The organism is Comamonas sp. UBA7528 (assembly GCF_002479375.1).
Taxonomy (GTDB): domain Bacteria; phylum Pseudomonadota; class Gammaproteobacteria; order Burkholderiales; family Burkholderiaceae_C; genus Comamonas.
The window spans coordinates 190024-211818 of record NZ_DLMU01000009.1 but is presented as its reverse complement, the minus strand read 5'-3'; the positions used below and the strand labels follow the sequence as shown (position 1 = coordinate 211818).

15 protein-coding genes and 1 tRNA gene are annotated in these 21795 nt (G+C 63.8%); 5 read left to right on the top strand and 11 right to left on the bottom strand.

Translation table 11 applies throughout. The annotated features are described in order from the left end of the window. Positions 1–166: 166 nt before the first annotated feature. A complete protein-coding gene (locus B3349_RS12055) occupies positions 167–1084 on the bottom strand; it encodes a LysR family transcriptional regulator (RefSeq protein WP_291588905.1) in 918 nt (305 codons plus the stop codon). Between the two features lie 102 nt (positions 1085–1186). Between B3349_RS12055 and B3349_RS12050 the strand changes: the two genes are divergently transcribed. Beyond that, entirely contained in the window at positions 1187–1735 is a 549-nt protein-coding gene (locus B3349_RS12050) for an SRPBCC family protein (protein ID WP_291588903.1), read from the top strand. A gap of 41 nt (positions 1736–1776) precedes the next feature. Here the strand turns inward: B3349_RS12050 and B3349_RS12045 are convergent, their stop codons facing one another. The 9 genes from B3349_RS12045 to B3349_RS12005 form a co-directional block, all read right to left on the bottom strand. Next, a complete protein-coding gene (locus B3349_RS12045) occupies positions 1777–2208 on the bottom strand; it encodes a DinB/UmuC family translesion DNA polymerase (protein ID WP_291588901.1) in 432 nt (143 codons plus the stop codon). 178 nt (positions 2209–2386) lie between these two features. Beyond that, positions 2387–2482 (bottom strand) — tRNA-Sec (locus B3349_RS12040). A 205-nt stretch (positions 2483–2687) separates the two neighbouring features. Further along, the gene (gene selB / locus B3349_RS12035; RefSeq protein ID WP_291588900.1) at positions 2688–4610 is read right to left on the bottom strand and encodes a selenocysteine-specific translation elongation factor; all 1923 of its coding nucleotides are present in this window, start codon (positions 4608–4610) and stop codon (positions 2688–2690) included. Positions 4611–4736: 126 nt separating this feature from the next. Continuing rightward, on the bottom strand, positions 4737–6230 hold the full coding sequence (gene selA, locus B3349_RS12030) for an L-seryl-tRNA(Sec) selenium transferase (RefSeq protein ID WP_414646887.1): 1494 nt from the start codon (positions 6228–6230) through the stop codon (positions 4737–4739). Between the two features lie 99 nt (positions 6231–6329). After that, complete coding sequence (gene fdhE, locus B3349_RS12025; RefSeq protein ID WP_291588898.1) at positions 6330–7304, bottom strand: formate dehydrogenase accessory protein FdhE; 975 nt, start codon at positions 7302–7304, stop codon at positions 6330–6332. A 102-nt stretch (positions 7305–7406) separates the two neighbouring features. Beyond that, the gene (locus tag B3349_RS12020) at positions 7407–8033 is read right to left on the bottom strand and encodes a formate dehydrogenase subunit gamma (protein WP_291588895.1); all 627 of its coding nucleotides are present in this window, start codon (positions 8031–8033) and stop codon (positions 7407–7409) included. After that, a complete protein-coding gene (gene fdxH, locus B3349_RS12015; protein WP_066532413.1) occupies positions 8030–8959 on the bottom strand; it encodes a formate dehydrogenase subunit beta in 930 nt (309 codons plus the stop codon). The genes B3349_RS12020 and fdxH overlap by 4 nt, the downstream gene beginning before the upstream one ends. A 10-nt stretch (positions 8960–8969) precedes the next feature. Next, the gene (gene fdnG / locus B3349_RS12010) at positions 8970–12029 is read right to left on the bottom strand and encodes a formate dehydrogenase-N subunit alpha (RefSeq protein ID WP_291588893.1); all 3060 of its coding nucleotides are present in this window, start codon (positions 12027–12029) and stop codon (positions 8970–8972) included. Positions 12030–12332: 303 nt separating this feature from the next. Further along, complete coding sequence (locus B3349_RS12005; RefSeq protein WP_291588891.1) at positions 12333–13394, bottom strand: AI-2E family transporter; 1062 nt, start codon at positions 13392–13394, stop codon at positions 12333–12335. Positions 13395–13624: 230 nt separating this feature from the next. Between B3349_RS12005 and B3349_RS12000 the strand changes: the two genes are divergently transcribed. The 3 genes from B3349_RS12000 (at position 13625) to lpdA (ending at position 19332) form a co-directional block, all read left to right on the top strand. Then, positions 13625–16504: a 2-oxoglutarate dehydrogenase E1 component gene (locus B3349_RS12000; protein ID WP_291588889.1), complete on the top strand. Its 2880-nt coding sequence runs from the start codon at positions 13625–13627 to the stop codon at positions 16502–16504. A 63-nt stretch (positions 16505–16567) separates the two neighbouring features. Then, the gene (gene odhB / locus B3349_RS11995) at positions 16568–17812 is read left to right on the top strand and encodes a 2-oxoglutarate dehydrogenase complex dihydrolipoyllysine-residue succinyltransferase (RefSeq protein ID WP_291588887.1); all 1245 of its coding nucleotides are present in this window, start codon (positions 16568–16570) and stop codon (positions 17810–17812) included. Positions 17813–17904: 92 nt separating this feature from the next. Continuing rightward, on the top strand, positions 17905–19332 hold the full coding sequence (lpdA, locus tag B3349_RS11990) for a dihydrolipoyl dehydrogenase (RefSeq protein ID WP_291588885.1): 1428 nt from the start codon (positions 17905–17907) through the stop codon (positions 19330–19332). A gap of 228 nt (positions 19333–19560) precedes the next feature. On the opposite strand, the gene B3349_RS11985 is transcribed toward lpdA, so the two are convergent. After that, entirely contained in the window at positions 19561–20400 is an 840-nt protein-coding gene (locus tag B3349_RS11985; protein ID WP_291588883.1) for a PA3715 family protein, read from the bottom strand. 292 nt (positions 20401–20692) lie between these two features. On the opposite strand from B3349_RS11985, the gene zapE reads away from it, so the two are divergent. Beyond that, positions 20693–21790 carry a cell division protein ZapE gene (zapE, locus tag B3349_RS11980; RefSeq protein ID WP_291588881.1) on the top strand — a complete coding sequence of 366 codons (1098 nt, stop codon included), beginning with the start codon at positions 20693–20695 and terminating at the stop codon, positions 21788–21790. Positions 21791–21795: the final 5 nt, after the last annotated feature.

Sequence of the window (21795 nt, the reverse complement as noted above, 5' to 3'; positions counted from 1 at the left end):
TACAGTATATGCGAGTCGTGCGCCGGATGCGGGAGCGGTTGGTAACTGGGCGTGTACGCCGCCTCTGGTGCGGTGGCGCATTTCGAAAAACGAGGATCGTTAGCCCTTCCGTTGGTCAGGCACTCCGAGTGCGAGGTCTTCCGCAGCTCGATATTGGGGACAGGCCTCAAGCTATGCGCAGCCGCTGGAGCATGAAGTCGACGAAGACGCGCACCCTTGCTGAGAGGTGGCGGTTCTGCGGGAATGTGATGGAGAACTGGCGTGATCGCCCACCGTAGGCTTGCAAAACCTCGATCAATTCGCCACGGGCCACCGCGGGCGCGGCGATGAAGTGATATGTCTGGAAGATGCCACCACCTGCCATACCCCAAGCGACCGCGCCGGAAGCATCGTCCAGGACGCGTCGGCCGCTAGCGAGGACGTGATCGAGGTCGTCACCATCTGGCGTTCGCAAAATCCAGGGCATGGGCCGCCCGGTGGTCGGCAGAATGAACTGAAGGCACTGGTGGCTGGTCAGGCTCTCGAGGGTTTGAGGGGTCCCGTGCTGCGCGAGGTATCCAGGGGTTGCGAAGACTCCGACTGTGGCGTCTTCCAGCTTCTGTGCGATCAACCTTGAGTCTGGTGGTGTCCCTATTCTTATCGCGAGGTCATAACCCTCGTCCACCATGTCGGTCACCTTGTTGGACAGGCTCAGCTCGATGTCTATCTGCGGAAAGGTCGCGGTGAATTCGGGCAGCACTGGCAGAAGACGGTAGTGCGCGTAGAGCGTGCCAACGCTGATGCGCAGCGTCCCACTTGGCTCCATTTGAGTTCCTGTGATTGCTCGCTCGGCTTCCGCTATCTGTTCAAGGGCTTGGCGGCATTCGCGCCAATAGATGTCTCCTTCAGGAGTGAGCCGAACACTGCGCGTTGTCCGCGAGAAAAGCCGTACGCCCAGGCGCTCCTCCAACCGTTTGATGGAGCGACTGACCGAGGCTGGAGCGAGCCCAAGAGACTCTGCGGCGGCAGAAAAGCTGCCCATCTCCGCGGCCTTGCAAAAGAGGTCGATGCTGCCGACCTGCACTGACTCAAATGTCCGGTTCATTTGTTCAATGGTGTAATTAATGAATTGATTCTATGGTTGTTTATTTCATATTTGGTGATGAATACAGTTTCAACATCGAATCACCAAGACAGGAAATACACCATGAGCGACATCATTTGGCCCAAGGGATACGTACCAGGATTTACCGATAACTTCTGTTCGAATGAAGTGATCGTTGCGGGTCTGAGCGTTGAGGAACTGTGGTCACTCCTGGCGACTCCGCACCTCTGGCCTACCTACTACAAGAACGCCGCGAACACCCGCTTCCACGACGGGAATGGCCCCGTGCTTGCGGCTGGGGACAGGTTCTACTTCGAGACGTTTGGTTTTTCGGTCGAAGCACAGGTTGTCGAGTGCGTCGCTCCGGTCATTGGGCAGGCGGCGCGGATTGCTTGGCACGGTTGGGCAGGTTCAACGCAGGAGGATCGTTTGGACGTTCACCATGCGTGGCTGCTGGAGAATCTGTCGGGATCACGAGTGCGTATCCTCACGCAGGAGACGCAGGTCGGGAAGCCTGCGCAGGAACTAGCGCAAGCGAAGCCGAACCCGATGATTAACGGGCACCAAGATTGGCTCGATGGCCTGGTGGCGGCAGGTCGCTCAATGGTGAATTCAAGCTGGGAGGGGAAAGCGACTTCGAGTTGCGTCTGAGCGTAGGGACTTGCTACGTTGTCTCTTTTATAGGGTGACCGTTATTGGTCCCATGGCTGACTCTGGTGCCAGCCCTTCACTGGCCACGCACTGTCAATCACCGCGGCGCCTTTGCCCCAGCGCCGGTTGATGCGTGCCAATGCCTCCATCAGCACGCTATGGCCAACTACCTGCTGGCTCGGCTTTCTCGGGAGAAGTGAAGGCTGATCCCGCATCTGCTGGCTCAGCTGCACGGTGGCGCATTCCGAAAACCGGGGGATCGTTGGCCCTGAACGGGCTGCTGTGCGCAAACACCAGCACGGCGGCTGGGCACGCAGCTTTTCTGCCGCCCGCTGGGCAAAGTGGCTGACGGCTTTCACCAGAGGCGCCAAGTCTGTCACCGGGCGTTCGAAAGAGCAGGTGCATGCGATCTGCTGCTTTGGGGGCGAGGCCATCACCAGCGGCATGCAGCTTTGCCCGAGCAGTTCCAGCACGCTGCAGATTCTGTGCTCCGCTAGGTGTTTGGCATGCTGCGGCCCACCACCTACAAAGGTTTGTCTTCGTAGCTGCCGCAGCGTGGCGTGCCAGCTTTCACACCTAGGGCCGGTCGGCCAATGAAAAAGCCCCAGCGGTAAAGGCTGGGGCTTCTTGGGTTCTTGCGAACCAGTGTTCTGGCGGAAAGCAGCTGGAGTCGAACCAACCCAGGAGTGACTGACACCCCTCACCGGGTTTGAAGCCCGGCCGCGCCACCGGGCACGATTGCCTTCCTTGGGAGGAAAGCGGCGATTCTACCGTGTTACAGCCTGTGTGCAGCGCAGGTGGTGGCGATGTGGGGCACAGGGGATGTCCCAGCTCCTGCTGCACAGCTGCATCGCTATCTCCATCTCATCCCCAGCCCAGCCCAGCCCAGCCCAGCCCAGCCCAGCCCAGCCCAGCCCCTCTCCATCGCAGCGCCACCATCCTCCCTGAGCGGTCAGCGGCTGCGGTTCCACTGTGCGTCCGGGCGCAGCACGTGGGCGTCGCGCACGCGGCGGGTGTAGCCCAGGCGGTCGAAGCATTCGATGATCTGGATGGCGCGCTTGCGGCCCAGGCCGGTGGCGTCACGGAAGGCGCGGGCTTCGACCTCGCCATGGGCGGCATGGGCGGCCAGTTGCTGGACGATGTCGGCCAGTTCGTCCATGCGCGCGGCGCTGTAGAACAGGTCTTTGACCACCTGGAACAGCTGGCCCTGGCGGGCGAGCTTGCGCAGCAGCTGGCGCACGGCTTCTTCGCTGGTGCCGGTGTCGGCGGCCAGGTCGCGCACCCAGGGCGGGTCGTAGCGGCCGGCGTGCAGCAGCGGCAGCAGCTGTTCCGACAGCGTTTGCTCGGCGGCGGTGAGTTGCACACTGTGGCCGGGCAGGTGCAGCCAGGCGCCGCTGGCGGTGATGCTGCCGTCCTGCTGCAGCGCCTGCACCAGGCCGGCCCACAGCGCGTCGTGCTGGTTGTGCACCAGGCCGGGCAGGGCCATGCGGCGCAGGCGGGCAGCGTTGATGCCGGGCTCGTCTGGGTTCTTGCCGTGAAAGCGTTCCAGCGTGTCCAGCACGCGCGCGCGCAGCGGCTGCCAGCGGGCGGCGTCCAGCAGCAGGGCGTCGCCATCCGCCATGGGCAGGCGCAGTGTGCCGGGCAGGGCGGCGTCGTCCAGTGCGCGCCCGGTCAGGCGGGTCAGCTGGGACAGCGGCAGGCCGTGGGGCGCCTGGGCAATCAGGGCAGCCGGGCTGGCGGTAGCCACCAGTTGCTCCAGGGCATCCAGGTAGGCCGTGCGTTCGGCACTGCGGCGCTTGCGCGCCGGGGCATAGGGGTCCACCACCATGCCGCCGGCGATGGTGCGGCTGGCCTGGGCGTTGCGCAGGATCAGGCGGTCGCCGGGCAGGGTGAACACGGGCGTATCCAGCACCAGTTGGGCGCGCACTTCGGTGCCGGGTTCGATGGGCTGGTCCTGCAGCAGCGCGACGTGGGCGGTGCCCTTGTGGGTGCCGATGTGGACGTGCACCGGTGTCCACTGCGCCAGGGGTGGGGCTTCGGCCAGCAGGTGCAGGCGGATGTCGATGCGGTCGGTGGCCTGCAGCAGGCGGCCGTCCAGAATCCAGTCGCCGCGCTGGATGTCTTCCTTGGCGATGCCGGCCAGGTTCAGGGCGCAGCGCTGGCCGGCCACGCCGGTGTCGCTGGCCTGGTTCTGGGCGTGGATGCTGCGCACCCGCACCGACTGGCCGCTGGCCGAGTGCAGCAGTTGATCGCCCACGTTCACACGGCCGTTGAACACGGTGCCGGTGACCACGGTGCCCTGACCGGGCAGGGTGAAGACGCGGTCCACCGCCAGGCGGAACAGCCCGTCCTGTGCGCGTGCGGGCATGAGCTGGGCCTGCACCTGCAGGTGGTCGCGCAGGGCGGCCACGCCGGGGTCGTCGGCCTGCACGGCATGGGTGGGGAAGATGGGGCTGCCGGCCAGTGCGGTGACCGACAGGATGGCCTGGATTTCGGCGCGCACATCATCCAGCCGTTCGGGCAGCACGCGGTCGGCCTTGGTCAGGGCCACGGTGCCGTGCTTGACGCCCAGCAGCTGCAGGATTTCCAGGTGCTCGAGGGTCTGGGGCATGACGCCGTCGTCGGCCGCCACCACCAGCAGGGCGTGGTCTATGCCCACGGCGCCGGCGGCCATGGTGTGTACGAATTTTTCGTGGCCCGGCACGTCGATGATGCCCAGCACATCGCCGTTGGGCAGGGGGCTGTAGGCGTAGCCCAGCTCAATGGAGATGCCGCGCGCTTTTTCTTCCTTCAGCCGGTCGGTCTCCACGCCGGTGAGGGCGCGCACCAGGGTGGTCTTGCCGTGGTCGATATGGCCTGCGGTGCCGATGATCATGGGTCTCTCTGCTTTCCGCACCGTCTGTGCGGTGCTGGTTCAATGTCTCAATGGGGGGCGCACAGGCTGGCAGGGTGCCATGGTGTCGTGGGCACGCTGGCAGCGCTGGCGGAAATAGCCGGGGGGTCAGGGCTGGGCGTCTGTCATATGGGCCTGGGCGGCGCCATCGGTGCGCAGCAGGAAGAACTGGGCGATGAAGCCGTCCAGGGCGCCGGCTTCCAGGCAGCGCAGGTCCAGCCACAGCGCATCGTCATGCAGGCGCCCGATGATGGGGCGGGGCAGGGCACGCAGGCGCGCTTCAAGCTGCTGCAACTGGCGGCCGGCCTGCTTGCCGCTGGCCGGGTAGATCTGCAGGCCCCAACTGGGCAGGTTGTCCACGGGCAGGGCGCCGCTGCCGATCTGGCTGTGCAGCTCGGCGGTGTCCACCGTCCAACTGGCGCCCAGGGCGTGCTGGAGCATGGGGGCCAGTTGTTCGGCCTGGGCGCGCATGTCGGCCTGCGGGCGGGTGAACAGGCGCAGTGTGGTCAGGTTCTGGGCCAGGGCCTCGGGGTGCAGGTACAGGCGCAGTGTGGGTTCCAGCGCGGCCAGGGTGAGCTTGCCCACGCGCAGGGCGCGTTTCATGGGGTGCTTCTTGATCTTGGCGATCAGCTCCTTCTTGCCGACGATGATGCCGGCCTGGGGGCCGCCCAGCAGCTTGTCGCCGCTGAAGGTGACCACGTCGGCGCCGGCGTCGATGGTTTCGCGCACCGTCACCTCGTGCGGCAGGCCCCACTGGCGCAGGTCCACCAGGGTGCCGCTGCCCAGGTCCACGACCATCTGCAGGTCTTTGGCGTGGGCGATGGTGGTGACTTCGGCGTCGGGCACGCTCTTGGTGAAGCCCTGGATGGCGTAGTTGCTGGTGTGCACCTTCATCAGCAGGGCCGTGTCTGCGGTGATGGCGCCTTCGTAGTCGCGCGCATGGGTGCGGTTGGTGGTGCCGACCTCGACCAGCTTGCAGCCGGCGCGGCCCATGATGTCGGGGATGCGGAAGGCGCCGCCGATTTCCACCAGCTCCCCGCGCGAGACCACCACTTCCTTGCCGGATGCCAGCGTGGACAGGGTCAGCAGCACGGCGGCGGCATTGTTGTTGACCACGGTGGCCGCTTCGGCGCCGGTGAGGCGGCAGATCAGCGCTTCCACCAGGTCGTCGCGGTCGCCACGGCCGCCGGTGGCCAGGTCGTATTCCAGGTTGGCGGGGGTGGTCAGCGCTTGCACCACGGCATCCACTGCCGCCTGGGGCAGCAGGGCGCGGCCCAGGTTGGTGTGCAGCACGGTGCCGGTCAGGTTGTAGACGCTGCGCAGGCGAGGGGCGAACAGCTGGCCCAACTGGCGGCTGATCTGCGCTGCCAGCGCGGCGGTGGCCACGGCTTCAGGGGCCAGCGCGGTGCCGGCGCGCAGTTGCTGGCGCAGCTCTTCCAGCACCTGGCGCACGGCGTCGGTGGTGGCGATGCGGCCGTAGTCGGCCAGCAGGGGCTGCAATGCGGCCGATTGCAGCAGGCGGTCCACCGACGGCAGGCGGGCGGGGTCCAGGGGGGCGGTAGCGTGGGGTGCTGTTGGTGCGGCCACAGGCAGTCTCGGCAAGGTGCAATCGGGAAAATGAAAACGGGCCGCCACGGGGCGGCCCGGCGTGGTGTGCGGGAGAGCGCAGCCTTGTCAGGCGCTTCGGCCGCAGACTGGGGCTTATTGTGCCGGATCGATCAGCCCGTCCTGGGGCTGGTCTGCGTCCTGCGCTTCGGCCACGGCCACATACAGCAGCGGGTTGGCGCTGGCGCGCTGGAAGCGGGTCTGCTCGCTCATCAGCAGGTCCAGCATCAGGCTGGCCAGGTCGTCGGCCAGGGGCTCGGCGAACGGGTCTTTTTCCTGGTTGACCACCTTGCGGTAGGTGCCACATTCATCGCAGGTTTCGGCGGTGACCACGTCCTTGCTGCCTTCGATGGTTTCGTAGTGGATGCCCTTGGTGGATTCGCAGTGCGAGCACTTGACGCGCACCATGTGCCATTCGGTGCAGCAGGTGCCGCAGTGCAGGTAGCGGTGGCCGTTGGCCTTGCCGCCGATGCGCAGCACGCTGGCCACGGGTTCGCTGGCGCAGACGGGGCAGATGCTGGCCGGGTCCGTGTAGGGCACGTCTGCGGCGTTCAGCGCGGCGGCGCGCCGGGCGTAGGTGACCTGCAGCGCGGCCATGATGAACGGCGCCATGCCGATGTGGCGTGCCGCCACTTCCTTTTGCAGCAGCCGGGTGGCAATCTCGTTGCGCTCGGTGTCCGGCAGGTTGCGCAGTTCGGTGATCAGCGGCTGCAGCGGCGCGGGCAGGCCTTCGGCACTGGAGAGGGTCTCCAGCATGCTGTGCAGCACGGCGTGCCAGGCGGGGTCCACGTGTTCGGCGGCGGGCAGCAGCGGCATGGAGTGCTGCTGGGCGCGTTCGATGGTGCTGGTGTCCAACGGGGCCAGTTCCACGCTGCTGGCGGCGGCCTGCTGGGCATCGACGATCTTGGCGGCGAACAGCAGGTAGTCGGCGATCGGGTTGCCGTCGGCCAGCTGGCGCAGGCGGGCCGCGCGTTCGCCGAACAGGCTGGCGACCTGCGGCAGCAGGATGCGGGGGAAGGAGGTCTTGTCCAGCGTTTCGATTTCGCCGGGTTGGAGGATACGTTGCTGCATTTGTGTGGTTCTCAATGAAGGCCGCCGGCGGCCCGTGAAGGCAGCCGGCGGCAGTCAACAAGCGTCAATGAGGAGGGGCTGAGGAGGAGTGCCCCTGTTTTTTTAGTCGTTGTCGCCGGTCATCTTGCGATACCAGCCGCGGTGATGCTGCTTGGCCCAGGCACGGGTGACTGTGCCATAGAGCATGGCACGGATGGTGCCGCGGGTCCAAATAGCCGCATATACGTGCATGATGATCAGGCCGATCATCCACACGGCCGCAATGGCGTGCACCACCGAAGCGGCACGCACCACGCCCACCGGCAGGTTCCACCAGGCGCGCCACATCAGCACGCCGGTGATGGTGATCAGCGCCATGCCGATGACCAGGCCCCAGAACAACAGCTTCTGACCGCCGTTGTACTTGCCTTGTTCGGGCATGTTGTGGTCGTCGCCGTCGATCATCTTGTTGACGTTCTTGAGCCAGTCAATGTCGCGGGGTTCCACGATGTTGAGCTTGGCAAAACGGCAGGCCATGACGACGAAGAACAGCGCCATCACCACCCCGATGTAGGGGTGCAGGATGCGGCTCCACGGACCGCCGCCGAACAGCTGGGTCAGCGGGAAGAACGCCGGGTGGAAGAACGCCAGGCCGGACAGGGCCAGCAGGATGAAGCAAATGCCGACCACCCAGTGGTTGGCGCGCTCCGATGCGTTGTAGCGCACGAGGTCGCGGGGATTGCGTTTCATTTGCCAGACTCCTTATTCAGCGCTTCGGCGTCCTTGCGTTCCATTTCATCTTCCAGTTCCTTGGACACGTCGTTCGGGCCCTTGGTGATGTAGTGGAACAGGCTGCCCACGGCAGCGGCACCCAGTGCGGCCATGGCCAGCGGCTTGGCCACGCCCTTCCACAGTGCGACCATGGGACTGATCTTGGGATCGTCCGGCAGGCCTTTGTAGAGGGAGGGCTTGTCCGCATGGTGCAGCACGTACATGACGTGGGTGCCGCCCACGCCTTGCGGGTCGTACAGGCCTGCCTGGTCAAAGCCACGGTTTTTCAGGTCGACCACGCGGTGGGCGGCCTGGTCCTTCATGGCTTCCTTGGTGCCAAACATGATGGCGCCGGTCGGGCAGGTCTTGACGCAGGCCGGCTCGCGACCCACCGCCACGCGGTCGGAACACAGGGTGCACTTGTACGCCTTGTGGTCCTTCTTCGAGATGCGGGGGATGTTGAACGGGCAGCCGGTGACGCAGTAGCCGCAACCGACGCACTGGTCCTGCTGGAAGTCCACGATGCCGTTGCTGTACTGCACGATGGCCCCGGGGGAAGGGCAGGCCTTCAGGCAGCCGGGGTCTTCGCAGTGCATGCAGCCGTCCTTGCGGATCAGCCATTCGAGGTTGCCGGTCGCTTCGTTCTCGTACTCGGTGAACCGCATCACGGTCCACGACTGATCGGTCAGATCGGTCGGGTTGTCGTAGACGCCGGCTGCTGCCGTGCCGATTTCGTCGCGCAGATCGTTCCACTCCATGCAGGCTGTCTGGCACGCCTTGCAGCCGATGCATTTGGAGACGTCGATCAGCTTGGCCACCTCGCCACTGTGCGTTTCGCGCGCACTGGGGGCAGGGGTGGTCGTCGCGGAGCGGCGCTTGATATCAAGGGACATGGTTGAAGACATCAGCTACTCCTTAAGCCTTCTCAACCTTCACGAGGAAGGTCTTGGATTCAGGGGTCAAGCTATTGCCGTCACCGACCGAGGCGGTCAGGTTGTTGGCCATGTAGCCCTTGCGGCCCTGGGACGAGAAGCCCCAGTGGATAGGCACACCCACGTGGTGGATGGTCCTGCCGTCGATCTGCATCGGCTTGATGCGCTTGGTCACCACGGCCGCAGCCTTCACGAAGCCGCGCTTGGACGACACCTTGACCTTTTGACCGGTCTCGATGCCCAGCTCCTTGGCCAGCGCCTCGCCGATTTCCACGAACTGCTCGGGCTGAACGATGTTGTTCAGGTGCACGTGCTTGGTCCAGTAGTGGAAGTGTTCGGTCAGGCGGTAGGTGGTGCCCACGTGCGGGTACTCGGCAGCCGTGCCGGCGGAATCCTTGACGGAGTCAAAGATGCGCATGGCAGGGTTGATGACAGCCAGCTTGTTCTTCGGGTACATGGGGTTGTAGCCGAGCGGGTTGTCAAACGCCTCGTAGTGGGTGGGGAACGGACCTTCGTTCATGCCCTTGCGTGCGAACAGACGTGCCACACCTTCGGGGTTCATGATGAACGGGTTGGTCGTTTCGGGCGGCATGGTCGGGCCCATGTCGGGCACGTCGGCGCCAGCCCAGTTCTTGCCATTCCACTTGATCAGCACGCGGTTCGGGTTGAACGGCTTGCCTTCGCGGTCGCAGGATGCACGGTTGTACAGCACGCGGCGGTTGGCCGGCCAGGCCCAGGCCCAGTTGAGCGTGTTGCCGATGCCCGTGGGGTCGCTGTTGTCGCGGCGGGCCATCTGGTTGCCCGAAGACGTCCAGCTGCCGGCCCAGATCCAGCAACCACCCAGGGTGGAGCCGTCGTCGCGCATTTCACCGAAGCCTGCCAGCTGTTCACCCGCCTTGCGGATGACCTTGCCTTCGGCATCGGTCAGGTCGACCAGTGCACGGCCGTTGTATTCCTTGGCGATTTCCTCGGAAGACGGGTGTGCGGGCTGTGCGTACGGCCAGTAGAGCTTGGTGATCGGGTCGGGGAACTTGCCGCCTTCCGTCTCATACAGCTTCTTCAGACGCAGGTGCAGCGCCGACATGATGGCGATGTCGGTCTTGGCCTCTCCCGGGGGCTCGGCGGCCTTCCAGTGCCACTGCAGCACGCGCGAAGAGCTGACGACAGCGCCGTCTTCTTCGGCAAAGCAGGTGGTTGGCAGGCGGAACACCTCGGTCTGGATGGAAGCGGAGTCCACGTCGTTGAATTCGCCGTGGTTCTTCCAGAATTCCGAAGTCTCGGTGGTCAGGGGATCCATGACCACCAGGAACTTCAGCTTCTTCAGGCCGTTGCGCACGTTGTTGCTGTTGGCCAACGCCGCCAGGGGGTTGAAGCCCTGAGCGATGTAGCCATTGATCTTGCCCTGGTTCATCAGGTCGAAGACCTGCAGCATGTCGTACTGCTTGTCCAGCTTGGGCAGGTAGTCGAACGCCCAGTTGTTTTCTGCGGTCGCAGCAGGGCCCCACCACGCCTTCATCAGGCTGACGTGGAACTTGGGCGTGTTCGACCAGTAGTTCATCTGGCCCGGACGCAGTGCCTTGGGCGTGCGCGCGGCGATGTACTTGTCGTACTCCTGTTCGGCTTCGTTCGGTAGCGTCAGGTAACCTGGCAGCGAAGCAGACAGAATGCCCAGGTCCGTCAGGCCCTGGATGTTGGAGTGGCCGCGCAGCGCGTTCATGCCGCCGCCAGCGATGCCGATGTTGCCCAGCAGCAGCTGGATCATGGCGCCGGTACGCAGCATCTGTGCGCCGGTGGTGTGCTGTGTCCAGCCCAGGGCGTACATGATGGTGGCGACACGGCCGGCTTCCGCCGTCGAGGCGAGCTTGTCTGCCACGTGCAGGAACTTTTCCTTCGGCGTGCCGCAGATGCTTTCCACCTTTTCAGGGGTGTAGCTGGCGTAGTGGCGCTTGAGCCACTGGTACACGCAGCGGGGATGCTGCAGCGTGGGGTCGACCTTCACGAAGCCGTCTTCACCCAGTTCGTAGTCCCAGGTGGACTTGTCGTAGGTGCGCTTTTCGGGGTTGTAGCCCGAGAAGATGCCTTCGTCGAACGCAAAGTCCTCGCGCACGATGAACGTGAAGTCCGTGTAGTTCTTCACATATTCGTGGTGGATGCGGTCGTTGGTCAGCAGATAGTTGATCACACCACCCAGGAACACGATATCTGAGCCCGAACGGATGGGGGCATAGAAATCGGCCACGGATGCCGAGCGGTTGAAGCGCGGATCGACCACCATGAAGTGAGCATTGTTGTGCTCCTTCGCTTCGGTCACCCACTTGAAGCCGCAGGGGTGTGCTTCGGCGGCATTACCGCCCATGATCAAGATAACGTCCGCGTTGCGAATGTCGACCCAATGGTTCGTCATCGCTCCACGGCCAAACGTCGGGGCAAGACCTGCCACCGTCGGGCCGTGTCAGACACGTGCTTGGTTATCGAGTGCGAGCAGGCCCCACGAACGGGCCACTTTGTGCGTAACGTAGCCGGCTTCATTGCTGGAGGCCGAAGCGGCCAGCATGCCGGTGGTGAGCCAACGGTTCACCGTCTGGCCCTTTTCGTTCTTTTCAACGAAATTGGCGTCGCGGTCTTCCTTCAGGAGTTTGGCGACGCGGGTCAGAGCCTCATCCCAGGACATGCGCTTCCACTCGGTCGAGCCGGGGGCGCGGTATTCGGGGTACTTGAGGCGGTTGGGGCTGTGCACGAAGTCCAGCAGCGATGCGCCCTTGGGGCACAGCGTGCCGCGGTTCACCGGATGGTCCGGATCCCCTTCGACGTGCATGACCGACAGCTTGGCGTTCTTGGTGCCATCGCTGTAGGAATACATCAAAATGCCGCAGCCGACCGAGCAGTACGTACACGTCTGCCGAGTGACGGTGGCGGCGGCCAGCTTGAACTGACGGACCTCCGCTAGGGCGGCGGTGGGCGAGAAGCCCATCACTGCCAAGCTGGATGCCGCCAGACTCGAACCAGTCACTTTCATGAACTGGCGTCTGGAGAATTGCACCATGGGTTACCTTTTTTAACTTGACGCTTGTGGGGCGCATTCTAGGTCCGGCAACTTATATAAGACGCAGGAGTTCAGGTTCTCGGTCACTCTTCTCGGGATTGCTGCACGCCGTGTTTTATGTAGGTTATGTATTCCTGCGAATGGCTGCCGGTTCCATTGCTGCTCTGGGCTTTCCAGTACGCCCAGGCTGCAAATAAGACTGTGGACCACAAAAAGACAAGCCGACCTAGGGAAGTCCCGAGGTCGGCCTGGTGGAGAGGGTATTTCCATCTGTGCGGTGATAAGCCCGCGTATCAGGTGTAACTATCTGGGCGTGTTTTCGGCGGCAGGCGGGGCGTAAATATCCCAGGTGGCCATGAAAAGGGCGGCAATGGCCGGGCCGACAACAAAACCGGACAGGCCAAAAAGGGACATTCCGCCCAGGGTGGAGATCAGCACCACGTAGTCGGGCATCTTGGTGTCCTTGCCCACCAGCAAAGGGCGCAGGATGTTGTCGACCAGACCGATGACCAAAATGCCGTAGGCGGTCAGGATCAGGCCCTGGCTCCAGCTGCCGGTGGCCAGGAAGTAAATCGCCACCGGGCCCCAGATCAGTCCTGCGCCCACGGCCGGGAGCAGGGACAGGAAGGCCATCAGCACGCCCCAGAGCACCGGGGCGTCGATGTCCAGGATCCAGAAAATCAGGCCGCCCAATGCGCCTTGGGCGGCGGCCACGGCCAGATTGCCCTTGACGGTGGCCTTGATGACGGTGGTGAACTTGCTCAGCAGCTGGGCCTTGTGCTCGCGGTCCAGCGGAATGGCGTCGCGGATGCGTGCGGCCAGCTTGGTGCCGTCGCGCAGCAGAAAGAACAGCAGGTACAGCATGATGCCAAAGCCCACCACAAAGCTCAGGGTGCCCTGGCCCAGGTTGACGGCCTTGGTGGCAAAGGATTTGGCGGCTTCGCCGGCCACCACCGCCAGGCGCTGCTGGATTTCCGTCAGGGTGCTGAGGTTGAGCCTGTCCAGGATGTCCAGGGCCCAGTCCGGCAAGGCGGCCTTGATCTGCTGGATATAGGTGACCAGGTTCATCTGGCCCGAGCTCATGCGGTGGTAGACGGACGCGGCTTCCTGGATCACCGACAGGGAGATGGCGATCAGCGGCAGGATGACTACCAGCAGGCACAGCAGCAAGGTGAGGAGGGTGGCAGAGTTCGGGTACCGGGGCATGCGGGCCAGCAGGCGGCGGTTCAGCGGCTGGAACAGGATTGCCAGCACCACAGCCCAGAACACCGCGCCCACGAAAGGCCAGAGGATGGTCAGGAACCCGAGGGTGACAGCTGCCAGCAGCAGCGCAAAGGTGTACTTGTTGGCGTTTTCCGAGCGCATGTGTATGGAGGCAAGCCTGCAGACTAAGGGGATATGGGAATGTAAGCGAAGCAGGCAGCGTTTAAGCTGTGACCGCCTTTCGGAACGGCATGGCATTCGGTGGCACAATGACGGACGCAACAACAGGCCCTTCCCCAGCCACAGTCGCATCCGCCATCCGGTACAGCCGTGTCGCGGAAGGTTTACCAACCAGCTAAGGCTTTCCCCAGGAAAGCGGAGGTCAGCGGAATATGAGCGATCAGCCATCTGTTTACCAAGCCTACCAAGGCAACACCTATCTCTTCGGCGGCAACGCGCCCTATGTCGAAGAGATGTACGAAAATTATTTGGCCAACCCCGGCAGCGTGCCGGATTCGTGGCGTGAATACTTCGATGCGCTGCAGCATGTGCCTGCCGCCGATGGCACCAATGCCAAGGACGTCCCCCACCTGCCCGTGATCAATGCGTTCGCGGAACGCGCCAAGCAAGGCGGTACCAAGGTGGTCCAGGCCTCCGGCGCCGATTCCGAGCTGGGCCGCAAGCGCACCGCCGTGCAGCAGCTGATTGCCGCTTACCGCAATGTGGGCCAGCGCTGGGCCGATCTGGATCCGCTCAAGCGCACCGAGCGCCCTGATATTCCCGAACTCGAACCTGCGTTCTACGGCTTCACCGATGCCGACCAGGAAGTCGTGTTCAACGTAGGCAACACCTTCTTCGGCAAGGAAACCATGTCCTTGCGCGAGCTGATGAACGCTCTGCGCGAAACCTACTGCGGCACCATTGGTGTCGAGTACATGTATGCCACGGACCAGGTGCAAAAGCGCTGGTGGCAGCAGAAGCTGGAAACCATCCGCTCCAAGCCCGTCTTCGATGCCGCCAAGAAAAAGCGCATTCTGGACCGCCTGACCGCAGCCGAAGGCCTGGAACGCTACCTGCACACCAAGTACGTGGGCCAGAAGCGCTTCTCGCTGGAAGGCGGTGAGTCCTTCATCGTCGCCATGGACGAGCTGATCAACGCCAGCGGCCAGACGGGCGTGCAGGAAGTGGTGATCGGCATGGCCCACCGCGGCCGTCTGAACGTGCTGGTCAACACCCTGGGCAAGATGCCCAAGGACCTGTTCGCCGAGTTCGATCACACCGCTCCCGAAGAGCTGACCGCTGGTGACGTGAAGTACCACCAGGGCTTCAGCTCCGATGTGTCCACCGCAGGCGGCCCCGTGCACCTGTCGCTGGCCTTCAACCCTTCCCACCTGGAAATCGTCAACCCCGTGGTCGAAGGTTCGGTGCGCTCGCGCATGGACCGTCGCGCTGACCCGCACGGCAAGCAAGTGCTGCCGGTGCTGGTGCACGGTGATGCCGCCTTTGCCGGCCAGGGCGTGAACCAGGAAACCCTGGCGCTGATGCAGACCCGTGGCTATTCCACTGGCGGCACGGTCCACATCATCATCAACAACCAGATCGGTTTCACCACCTCCGACCCGCGCGACAAGGGGTCCACGACCTACTGCACGGACATCGTGAAGATGGTGGAGTCTCCCGTGCTGCACGTGAACGGCGACGATCCCGAAGCCGTGGCACTGTGCATGCAGCTGGCACTGGAATACCGCATGGAATTCCAGCAGGACGTGGTGGTGGACATCGTCTGCTTCCGCAAGCTGGGCCACAACGAGCAGGACACCCCCGCGCTGACACAGCCGCTGATGTACAAGAAGATCGCTGCCCACCCCGGCACGCGCAAGCTGTACGCCGACAAGCTGGGTGCCCAGGGTCTGGGCGAGTCGCTGGGCGACGACATGGCCAAGGCCTACCGCGCTGCCATGGACGAAGGCCGTCACACCCAGGAAGTGGTGCTGACCAACTTCAAGAGCCAGTACGCTGTGGACTGGAGCCCGTTCCTGGGCCAGAAGTGGACCGATGCCGGTGACACTGCCATCCCGCTGACTGAATGGAAGCGCCTGGCCGAGAAGATCACCACGCTGCCCGACACCGTCAATCCCCACGCTCTGGTGAAGAAGGTCTATGACGACCGCGCCGCCATGGGCCGTGGCGATGTGAACGTGGACTGGGGCATGGGCGAGCACATGGCTTTCGCATCGCTGGTGGCTTCGGGCTATCCTGTTCGTCTGTCCGGTGAGGACAGCGGCCGTGGCACCTTTACCCACCGCCACGCCGTGATCCACGATCAAAAGCGTGAAAAGTGGAGCGAAGGTTCCTACATCCCGCTGTCGAACGTGGCCGAGAACCAGGCTCCGTTCACCGTGATCGACTCCATCCTGTCCGAAGAGGCAGTGCTGGGCTTCGAATACGGCTATGCCTCCAACGATCCCAACACCCTGGTGATCTGGGAAGCCCAGTTCGGCGACTTCGCCAACGGCGCCCAGGTGGTCATCGACCAGTTCATCGCCTCCGGTGAAGTGAAGTGGGGCCGCGTCAACGGTCTGACCCTGATGCTGCCGCACGGCTACGAAGGCCAAGGCCCCGAGCACAGCTCGGCCCGCCTGGAGCGTTTCATGCAGCTGGCTGCCGACACCAACATGCAGATCGTGCAGCCCACCACGGCCAGCCAGATCTTCCACGTGCTGCGTCGTCAGATGGTGCGCAAGCTGCGCAAGCCGCTGGTCATCTTCACGCCCAAGTCGCTGCTGCGCAACAAGGACGCCACGTCGCCGCTGTCTGAATTCACCAAGGGTGCTTTCCAGACCGTGATCGCCGAGCAGGATGCCAACGTGGTGAAGAACGCCGCCAAGGTCAAGCGCGTGATCGCTTGCTCGGGCAAGGTGTACTACGACCTGGTGAAGAAGCGTGTCGAAAAGGAAAGCGACGATGTGGCCATCATCCGCGTCGAGCAGCTGTATCCCTTCCCGCACAAGGCTTTCGCTGCCGAGCTGAAGAAGTACCCCAACGCTACCGACATCGTGTGGTGCCAGGACGAGCCACAGAATCAGGGCGCCTGGTTCTTCATCCAGCACAACATCCACGAGAACATGGCCGAAGGCCAGAAGCTGGGCTACTCGGGTCGCGCTGCCTCGGCTTCGCCGGCGGTGGGCTACTCGCACCTGCACCAAGAGCAGCAAAAGGCTCTGGTGGAAGGTGCATTCAGCAAGCTCAAGGGCTTTGTCCTGACCAAGTAATACAGGGACAACCCCTGCCTGTACGGCAGGGGTACACAAAAACATCTTTGGAAAGAATTCAAAATGGCAATCGTTGAAGTCAAGGTTCCCCAGCTGTCCGAGTCCATCGCCGAGGCGACCATGCTGACGTGGAAGAAGAAGGCCGGTGAGGCCGTCGCTGTGGACGAAATCCTGATCGAGATCGAAACCGACAAGGTGGTGCTGGAAGTGCCCGCACCCGCCGCTGGCGTGCTGGCTGAAATCGTGCAAGGTGATGGCGCCACCGTCATCGCCGAGCAGCTGATCGCCAAGATCGACACCGAAGCCGTGGCCGGTGCCGCTGCTGCACCTGCTGCCGCTCCGGCCGCTGCCGTCGCTGCTGCTGCCCCCGTGGCCGCCCCTGCTGCCGCGGGTGGCAACAAGGGTGATGTGGCCATGCCCGCTGCTGCCAAGCTGCTGGCCGAAAACAACCTGTCCGCTGCCAATGTGGCTGGTTCGGGCAAGGATGGCCGCGTGACCAAGGGTGACGCACTGTCCGCCATCAAGGCTGGCGCCACCATCCCGACCGGCGCTCCCAAGGCTGCGCTGCCCCAGGTGGCTGCGCCTGCGCTGAAGGAAGACCTGTCGGGCCGTCCCGAACAGCGCGTGGCCATGACCCGTCTGCGCGCCCGCGTGGCCGAGCGTCTGCTGCAGTCGCAATCCACCAATGCCATCCTGACCACGTTCAACGAAGTGAACATGGCGCCGGTGATGGCACTGCGCAAGAAGTTCCAGGACGACTTCGTCAAGGAACACGGCGTGAAGCTGGGCTTCATGTCCTTCTTCGTGAAGGCCGCTGTGCACGCACTGAAGAAGTACCCCGTGCTGAACGCCTCGGTGGACGGCAACGACATCGTCTACCACGGCTATTTCGACATCGGTATCGCCGTGGGTTCGCCCCGTGGCCTGGTGGTGCCCATCCTGCGCAACGCCGACCAGATGAACTTCGCCGACATCGAAAAGAAGATTGCCGAGTTCGGCAAGAAGGCGGCTGACGGCAAGCTGGGCATCGAAGACATGACCGGCGGTACCTTCTCCATCTCCAACGGCGGCACCTTCGGCTCGATGATGTCCACCCCCATCATCAACCCGCCCCAGTCCGCCATTCTGGGCGTGCACGCCACCAAGGACCGCGCTGTGGTCGAAAACGGCCAGGTCGTGGTGCGCCCCATGAACTACTTCGCCATGTCGTATGACCACCGCATCATCGACGGCCGTGAAGCCGTGCTGGGTCTGGTGGCCATGAAGGAAGCGCTGGAAGATCCTTCGCGCCTGCTGTTCGACCTGTAATTCACACCGGGTTCACACCTCGACGAAACCCACCCTCGGCCACACGCCCACGGTGGGTTTTTTTCAGCACCTGTAGACAAGAGATTTGAGACATGAGCAAGCAATTTGACGTTATCGTGATCGGCGCCGGCCCTGGCGGCTACATCGCCGCCATCCGTGCCGCCCAGCTGGGCAAGACCGTGGCCTGTATCGACGAGTGGAAGAATGCCGCCGGCGGCGCTGCTCCCGGCGGTACCTGCACCAACGTAGGCTGCATTCCTTCCAAGGCGCTGCTGCAGTCGTCCGAGCACTTCGAACACGCCAATCTGCACTTCGCGGACCACGGCATCTCCACCGGCAAGGTCGATATCGATGTGCCCAAGATGATCGCCCGCAAGGACGCCATCGTGAAGCAGAACAACGACGGCATCCTGTACCTGTTCAAGAAGAACAAGGTCACTTTCTTCCACGGCCGCGGCTCCTTTGTGCGCACCGTGGAAGGCGGCTACGAGATCAAGGTGGCCGGCAAGGAAGAGGAATCCATCACTGCCGCGCAGATCGTGGTGGCGACCGGCTCCAATGCCCGTGCCCTGCCTGGCGTGCCTTTCGATGAAGAAAACATCCTGTCCAACGACGGCGCGCTGCGCCTGGGCAAGACCCCCAAGAAGCTGGGCCTGATCGGCGCCGGCGTGATCGGCCTGGAAATGGGTTCGGTCTGGCGTCGTCTGGGCACCGAAGTGACCGTGCTGGAAGGCATGCCCACTTTCCTGCCCGTGGTGGACGAGCAGATCGCCAAGGAAGCCAAGAAGGCTTTCGACAAGCAAGGTCTGAAGATCGAGATGGGCGTGAAGATCGGCGAAGTCAAGTCGTCCAAGAAGGGCGTGAGCGTGGCCTACACCAACGCCAAGGGCGAAGCCCAGACGCTGGACGTGGACAAGCTGATCGTCTCCATCGGCCGCACTGCCAACACCATCGGCCTGAACGCCGAAGCCGTGGGTCTGCAACTGGACGAGCGCGGCTGCATCGTGGTGGACGACGACTGCAAGACCAACCTGCCCGGCGTGTGGGCGGTGGGTGATGTGGTGCGCGGCCCCATGCTGGCGCACAAGGCCGAGGAAGAAGCCGTGGCCGTGGCCGAGCGCATTGCGGGCCAGCACGGCCACGTGAACTTCGCGACCCTGCCGTCCGTGATCTACACCAGCCCCGAAGTGGCATGGGTGGGCCGCACCGAGCAGCAGTTGAAGGCCGACGGCGTGAAGTACAAGGCCGGCACCTTCCCGTTCCTGGCCAACGGCCGCGCCCGTGCGCTGGGCGACACCACCGGCATGGTCAAGTTCCTGGCCGATGCCGAGACCGACGAGATCCTGGGCGTGCACATGGTGGGCCCGATGGTGTCCGAGCTGATCTCCGAAGCCGTGGTGGCCATGGAGTTCAAGGCTTCGAGCGAAGACATCGCCCGCATCTGCCACGCTCACCCTTCGCTGTCCGAATCCACCAAGGAAGCGGCTCTGGCGGTGGACAAGCGCACGCTGAACTTCTGATGGCCGTGAGCCGTTTGCACGGCTGACCGTTCAGACCGCTGCCTGTGCCCGAGAGGGTGCAGGCAGCTTTTTTTTGTGTATGTGGTTGGCGTGCGCTGGATGGGGCAGTGGAGGTGCATCCCCGGCGTGGTCAGGCCAATCCCGCACCGGCACGCGGTGCAGGCCACAACCGGAGGCAGGGGCCTCAGGCCGCTGCGGCGGCGGGCGCAAAGCGCGTGCAGACCGGCCTTAGCGCAGGTCTGCCGGATACCAGAAGGTGCGGAACATGTCGCTGCCGTACGACTGGCCGTCATAGCGCAGCACGGTGCGCGCCCGGCGCTGGCGGGTTTTCTCGCCCGCGTTGCCATGGATTTCGCTGTGGACGATGCGGGCGTTCAGGGCCAGGTCGGCAAAGCCATGGCTGCTGGTCTTCTCCACGGAGACGGTGAGCTCGGCATGTTCGCTGCGGTGCAGATCCTCGTTCAGGATGCAGGGCGTGCCCACGATGTTGACCCAGCCGCGCAGATTGGTGCCGAGCACCGGGCGCAGGTGCCGGCCTTCACGCACCCACAGCGTCAGCTCCTGATAGGCGGCAGCGTCCGGGCAGCGGGAGCCCAGTGCATCGCTGTGGAACACGGTGCCGAAGGCGCGTACGCCGGGGCGCAGGTGGTAGCGGCCGGTGTCGATGTCGTAGCGGCCCACGGCGGTGGTGGCGTCTTCTTCGATCTGCGAGCGGTGGGCGGCCACCACCCGGTCGGCTTCGACCAGGGCGATGATCTGCAGCTTGCTGCCGTTGCCGCGGGTCTGGCCTTCCAGAAAGGTGTCGAAGGCGATGGCGGCAATCGTGGTGTCCGGTGCATCGGGCATGGCCTTGCAACTGGCCGCGGCAATCAGTCCATCGGGCTGGTCCCAGCTGACCAGTTTGCCCTGGACGCCGGCCCAGCGTGCCACGGCTGCGACGGTGGCCGGGGCGCAGGCCTGGGGTTGTTCTCCGGCACGCAGGGCACTGCCCATGGTGGCCAGCAGCAGGCAGGGCGCCATGCTGCCCAGGGTGCGCAGCAGGGGGGCGCAAAGAGCAACGGACGGCATGGGAAGGCTGGGGAGCAAGGGGGACGCAGGTGGGGGAGTGCAGGCAGGGCGAAGGTGCGTGCAGAGATATCTGCAGGCCGGCAGGGCATGCTGCGGGCCGCTATAGAATAGACGGCATGTCGCAGGCTCGACATGATAGCTGCAAGCCTTGGCGAAAGACTTTTTCGCCCCCTCTGCTCAGACCCTGCCCGCCGGTGGTGCTTCGCGTCGGGACCCCCTCGCCTCTTTCAACCCGCAACTGGGCCTTGCGCAGCAGCATGCTTGAGCCGCGGGTCCGAGTTGGAGGTGGATGGTGAATGTGAGACAAGCGTACGAGGCCGAGCTGGCCGTCAAAGGCTTTACGGCCGATCCCGCGCAACTGCGTGCGGTGGATGCGCTGCAGCGCTGTGCGGACGATTGGGCAGCCTACAAATCCCGGCGTTCCAACGCGATCAAGAAAATCTTTTCCAAGCCGGAAATTCCCCGTGGGGTGTATATGTACGGCGGGGTGGGGCGCGGCAAGAGCTTTCTGATGGACTGCTTTTTCAATGCCGTGCCCATCCGGCGCAAGGTGCGCTTGCACTTTCACGAATTCATGCGCGAAGTGCACCGCGAGCTGCACCTGCTCCAGGGCACGCAGAACCCGCTGGATGCGCTGGGGGCGAAGATCGCCAAGCGTTACAAGCTGATCTGCTTTGACGAATTCCACGTGGCGGACATCACCGATGCCATGATCCTGTACCGCCTGCTGGTGGCGCTGTTCGAGAACGGAGTGGGCTTTGTCACCACGTCCAACTTCACGCCCGACGGCCTGTACCCTGGCGGCCTGCACCGCGATCGCATCTTGCCCGCCATCGACCTGCTGAACGAGCGCATGGATGTGGTCAATGTGGACAACGGCACCGACTACCGCCGCCGCACCCTGGAGATGGTGCAGCTCTACCACTGTCCGCTGGGGCCGGAGGCCGATGCCGCCATGGAAGAGGCTTTCAAGCGCTTGGCTGAAGTGCCGGAAGAAAAGCCGGTGTTCATGATCGAGTCGCGCGAGCTCAAGCCGCTGCACCGTGCTGGTGGCGTGATCTGGTTCGATTTCCGCGAGCTGTGCATGGAGCCGCGCTCGCAGAACGACTACCTGGAGATCGCCACCCAGTTCCATACCGTGCTGCTGTCGAACGTGCCGTTCATGCCGGTGAACATGGCGTCGCCTGCGCGCCGCTTTACCTGGCTGGTGGACGTGCTGTACGACCGGCGCGTCAAACTGATTCTGTCGGCCGCCGTGCCGCCGGAGCAGCTGTACACCGAAGGCCCGTTGGCCCACGAATTTCCGCGTACAGTGTCTCGCTTGAACGAAATGCAGTCCCAGGAATTCCTCTCGCTCGAGCGGCGCGAGGTCGATACCGGTCTGACCTGACTGAC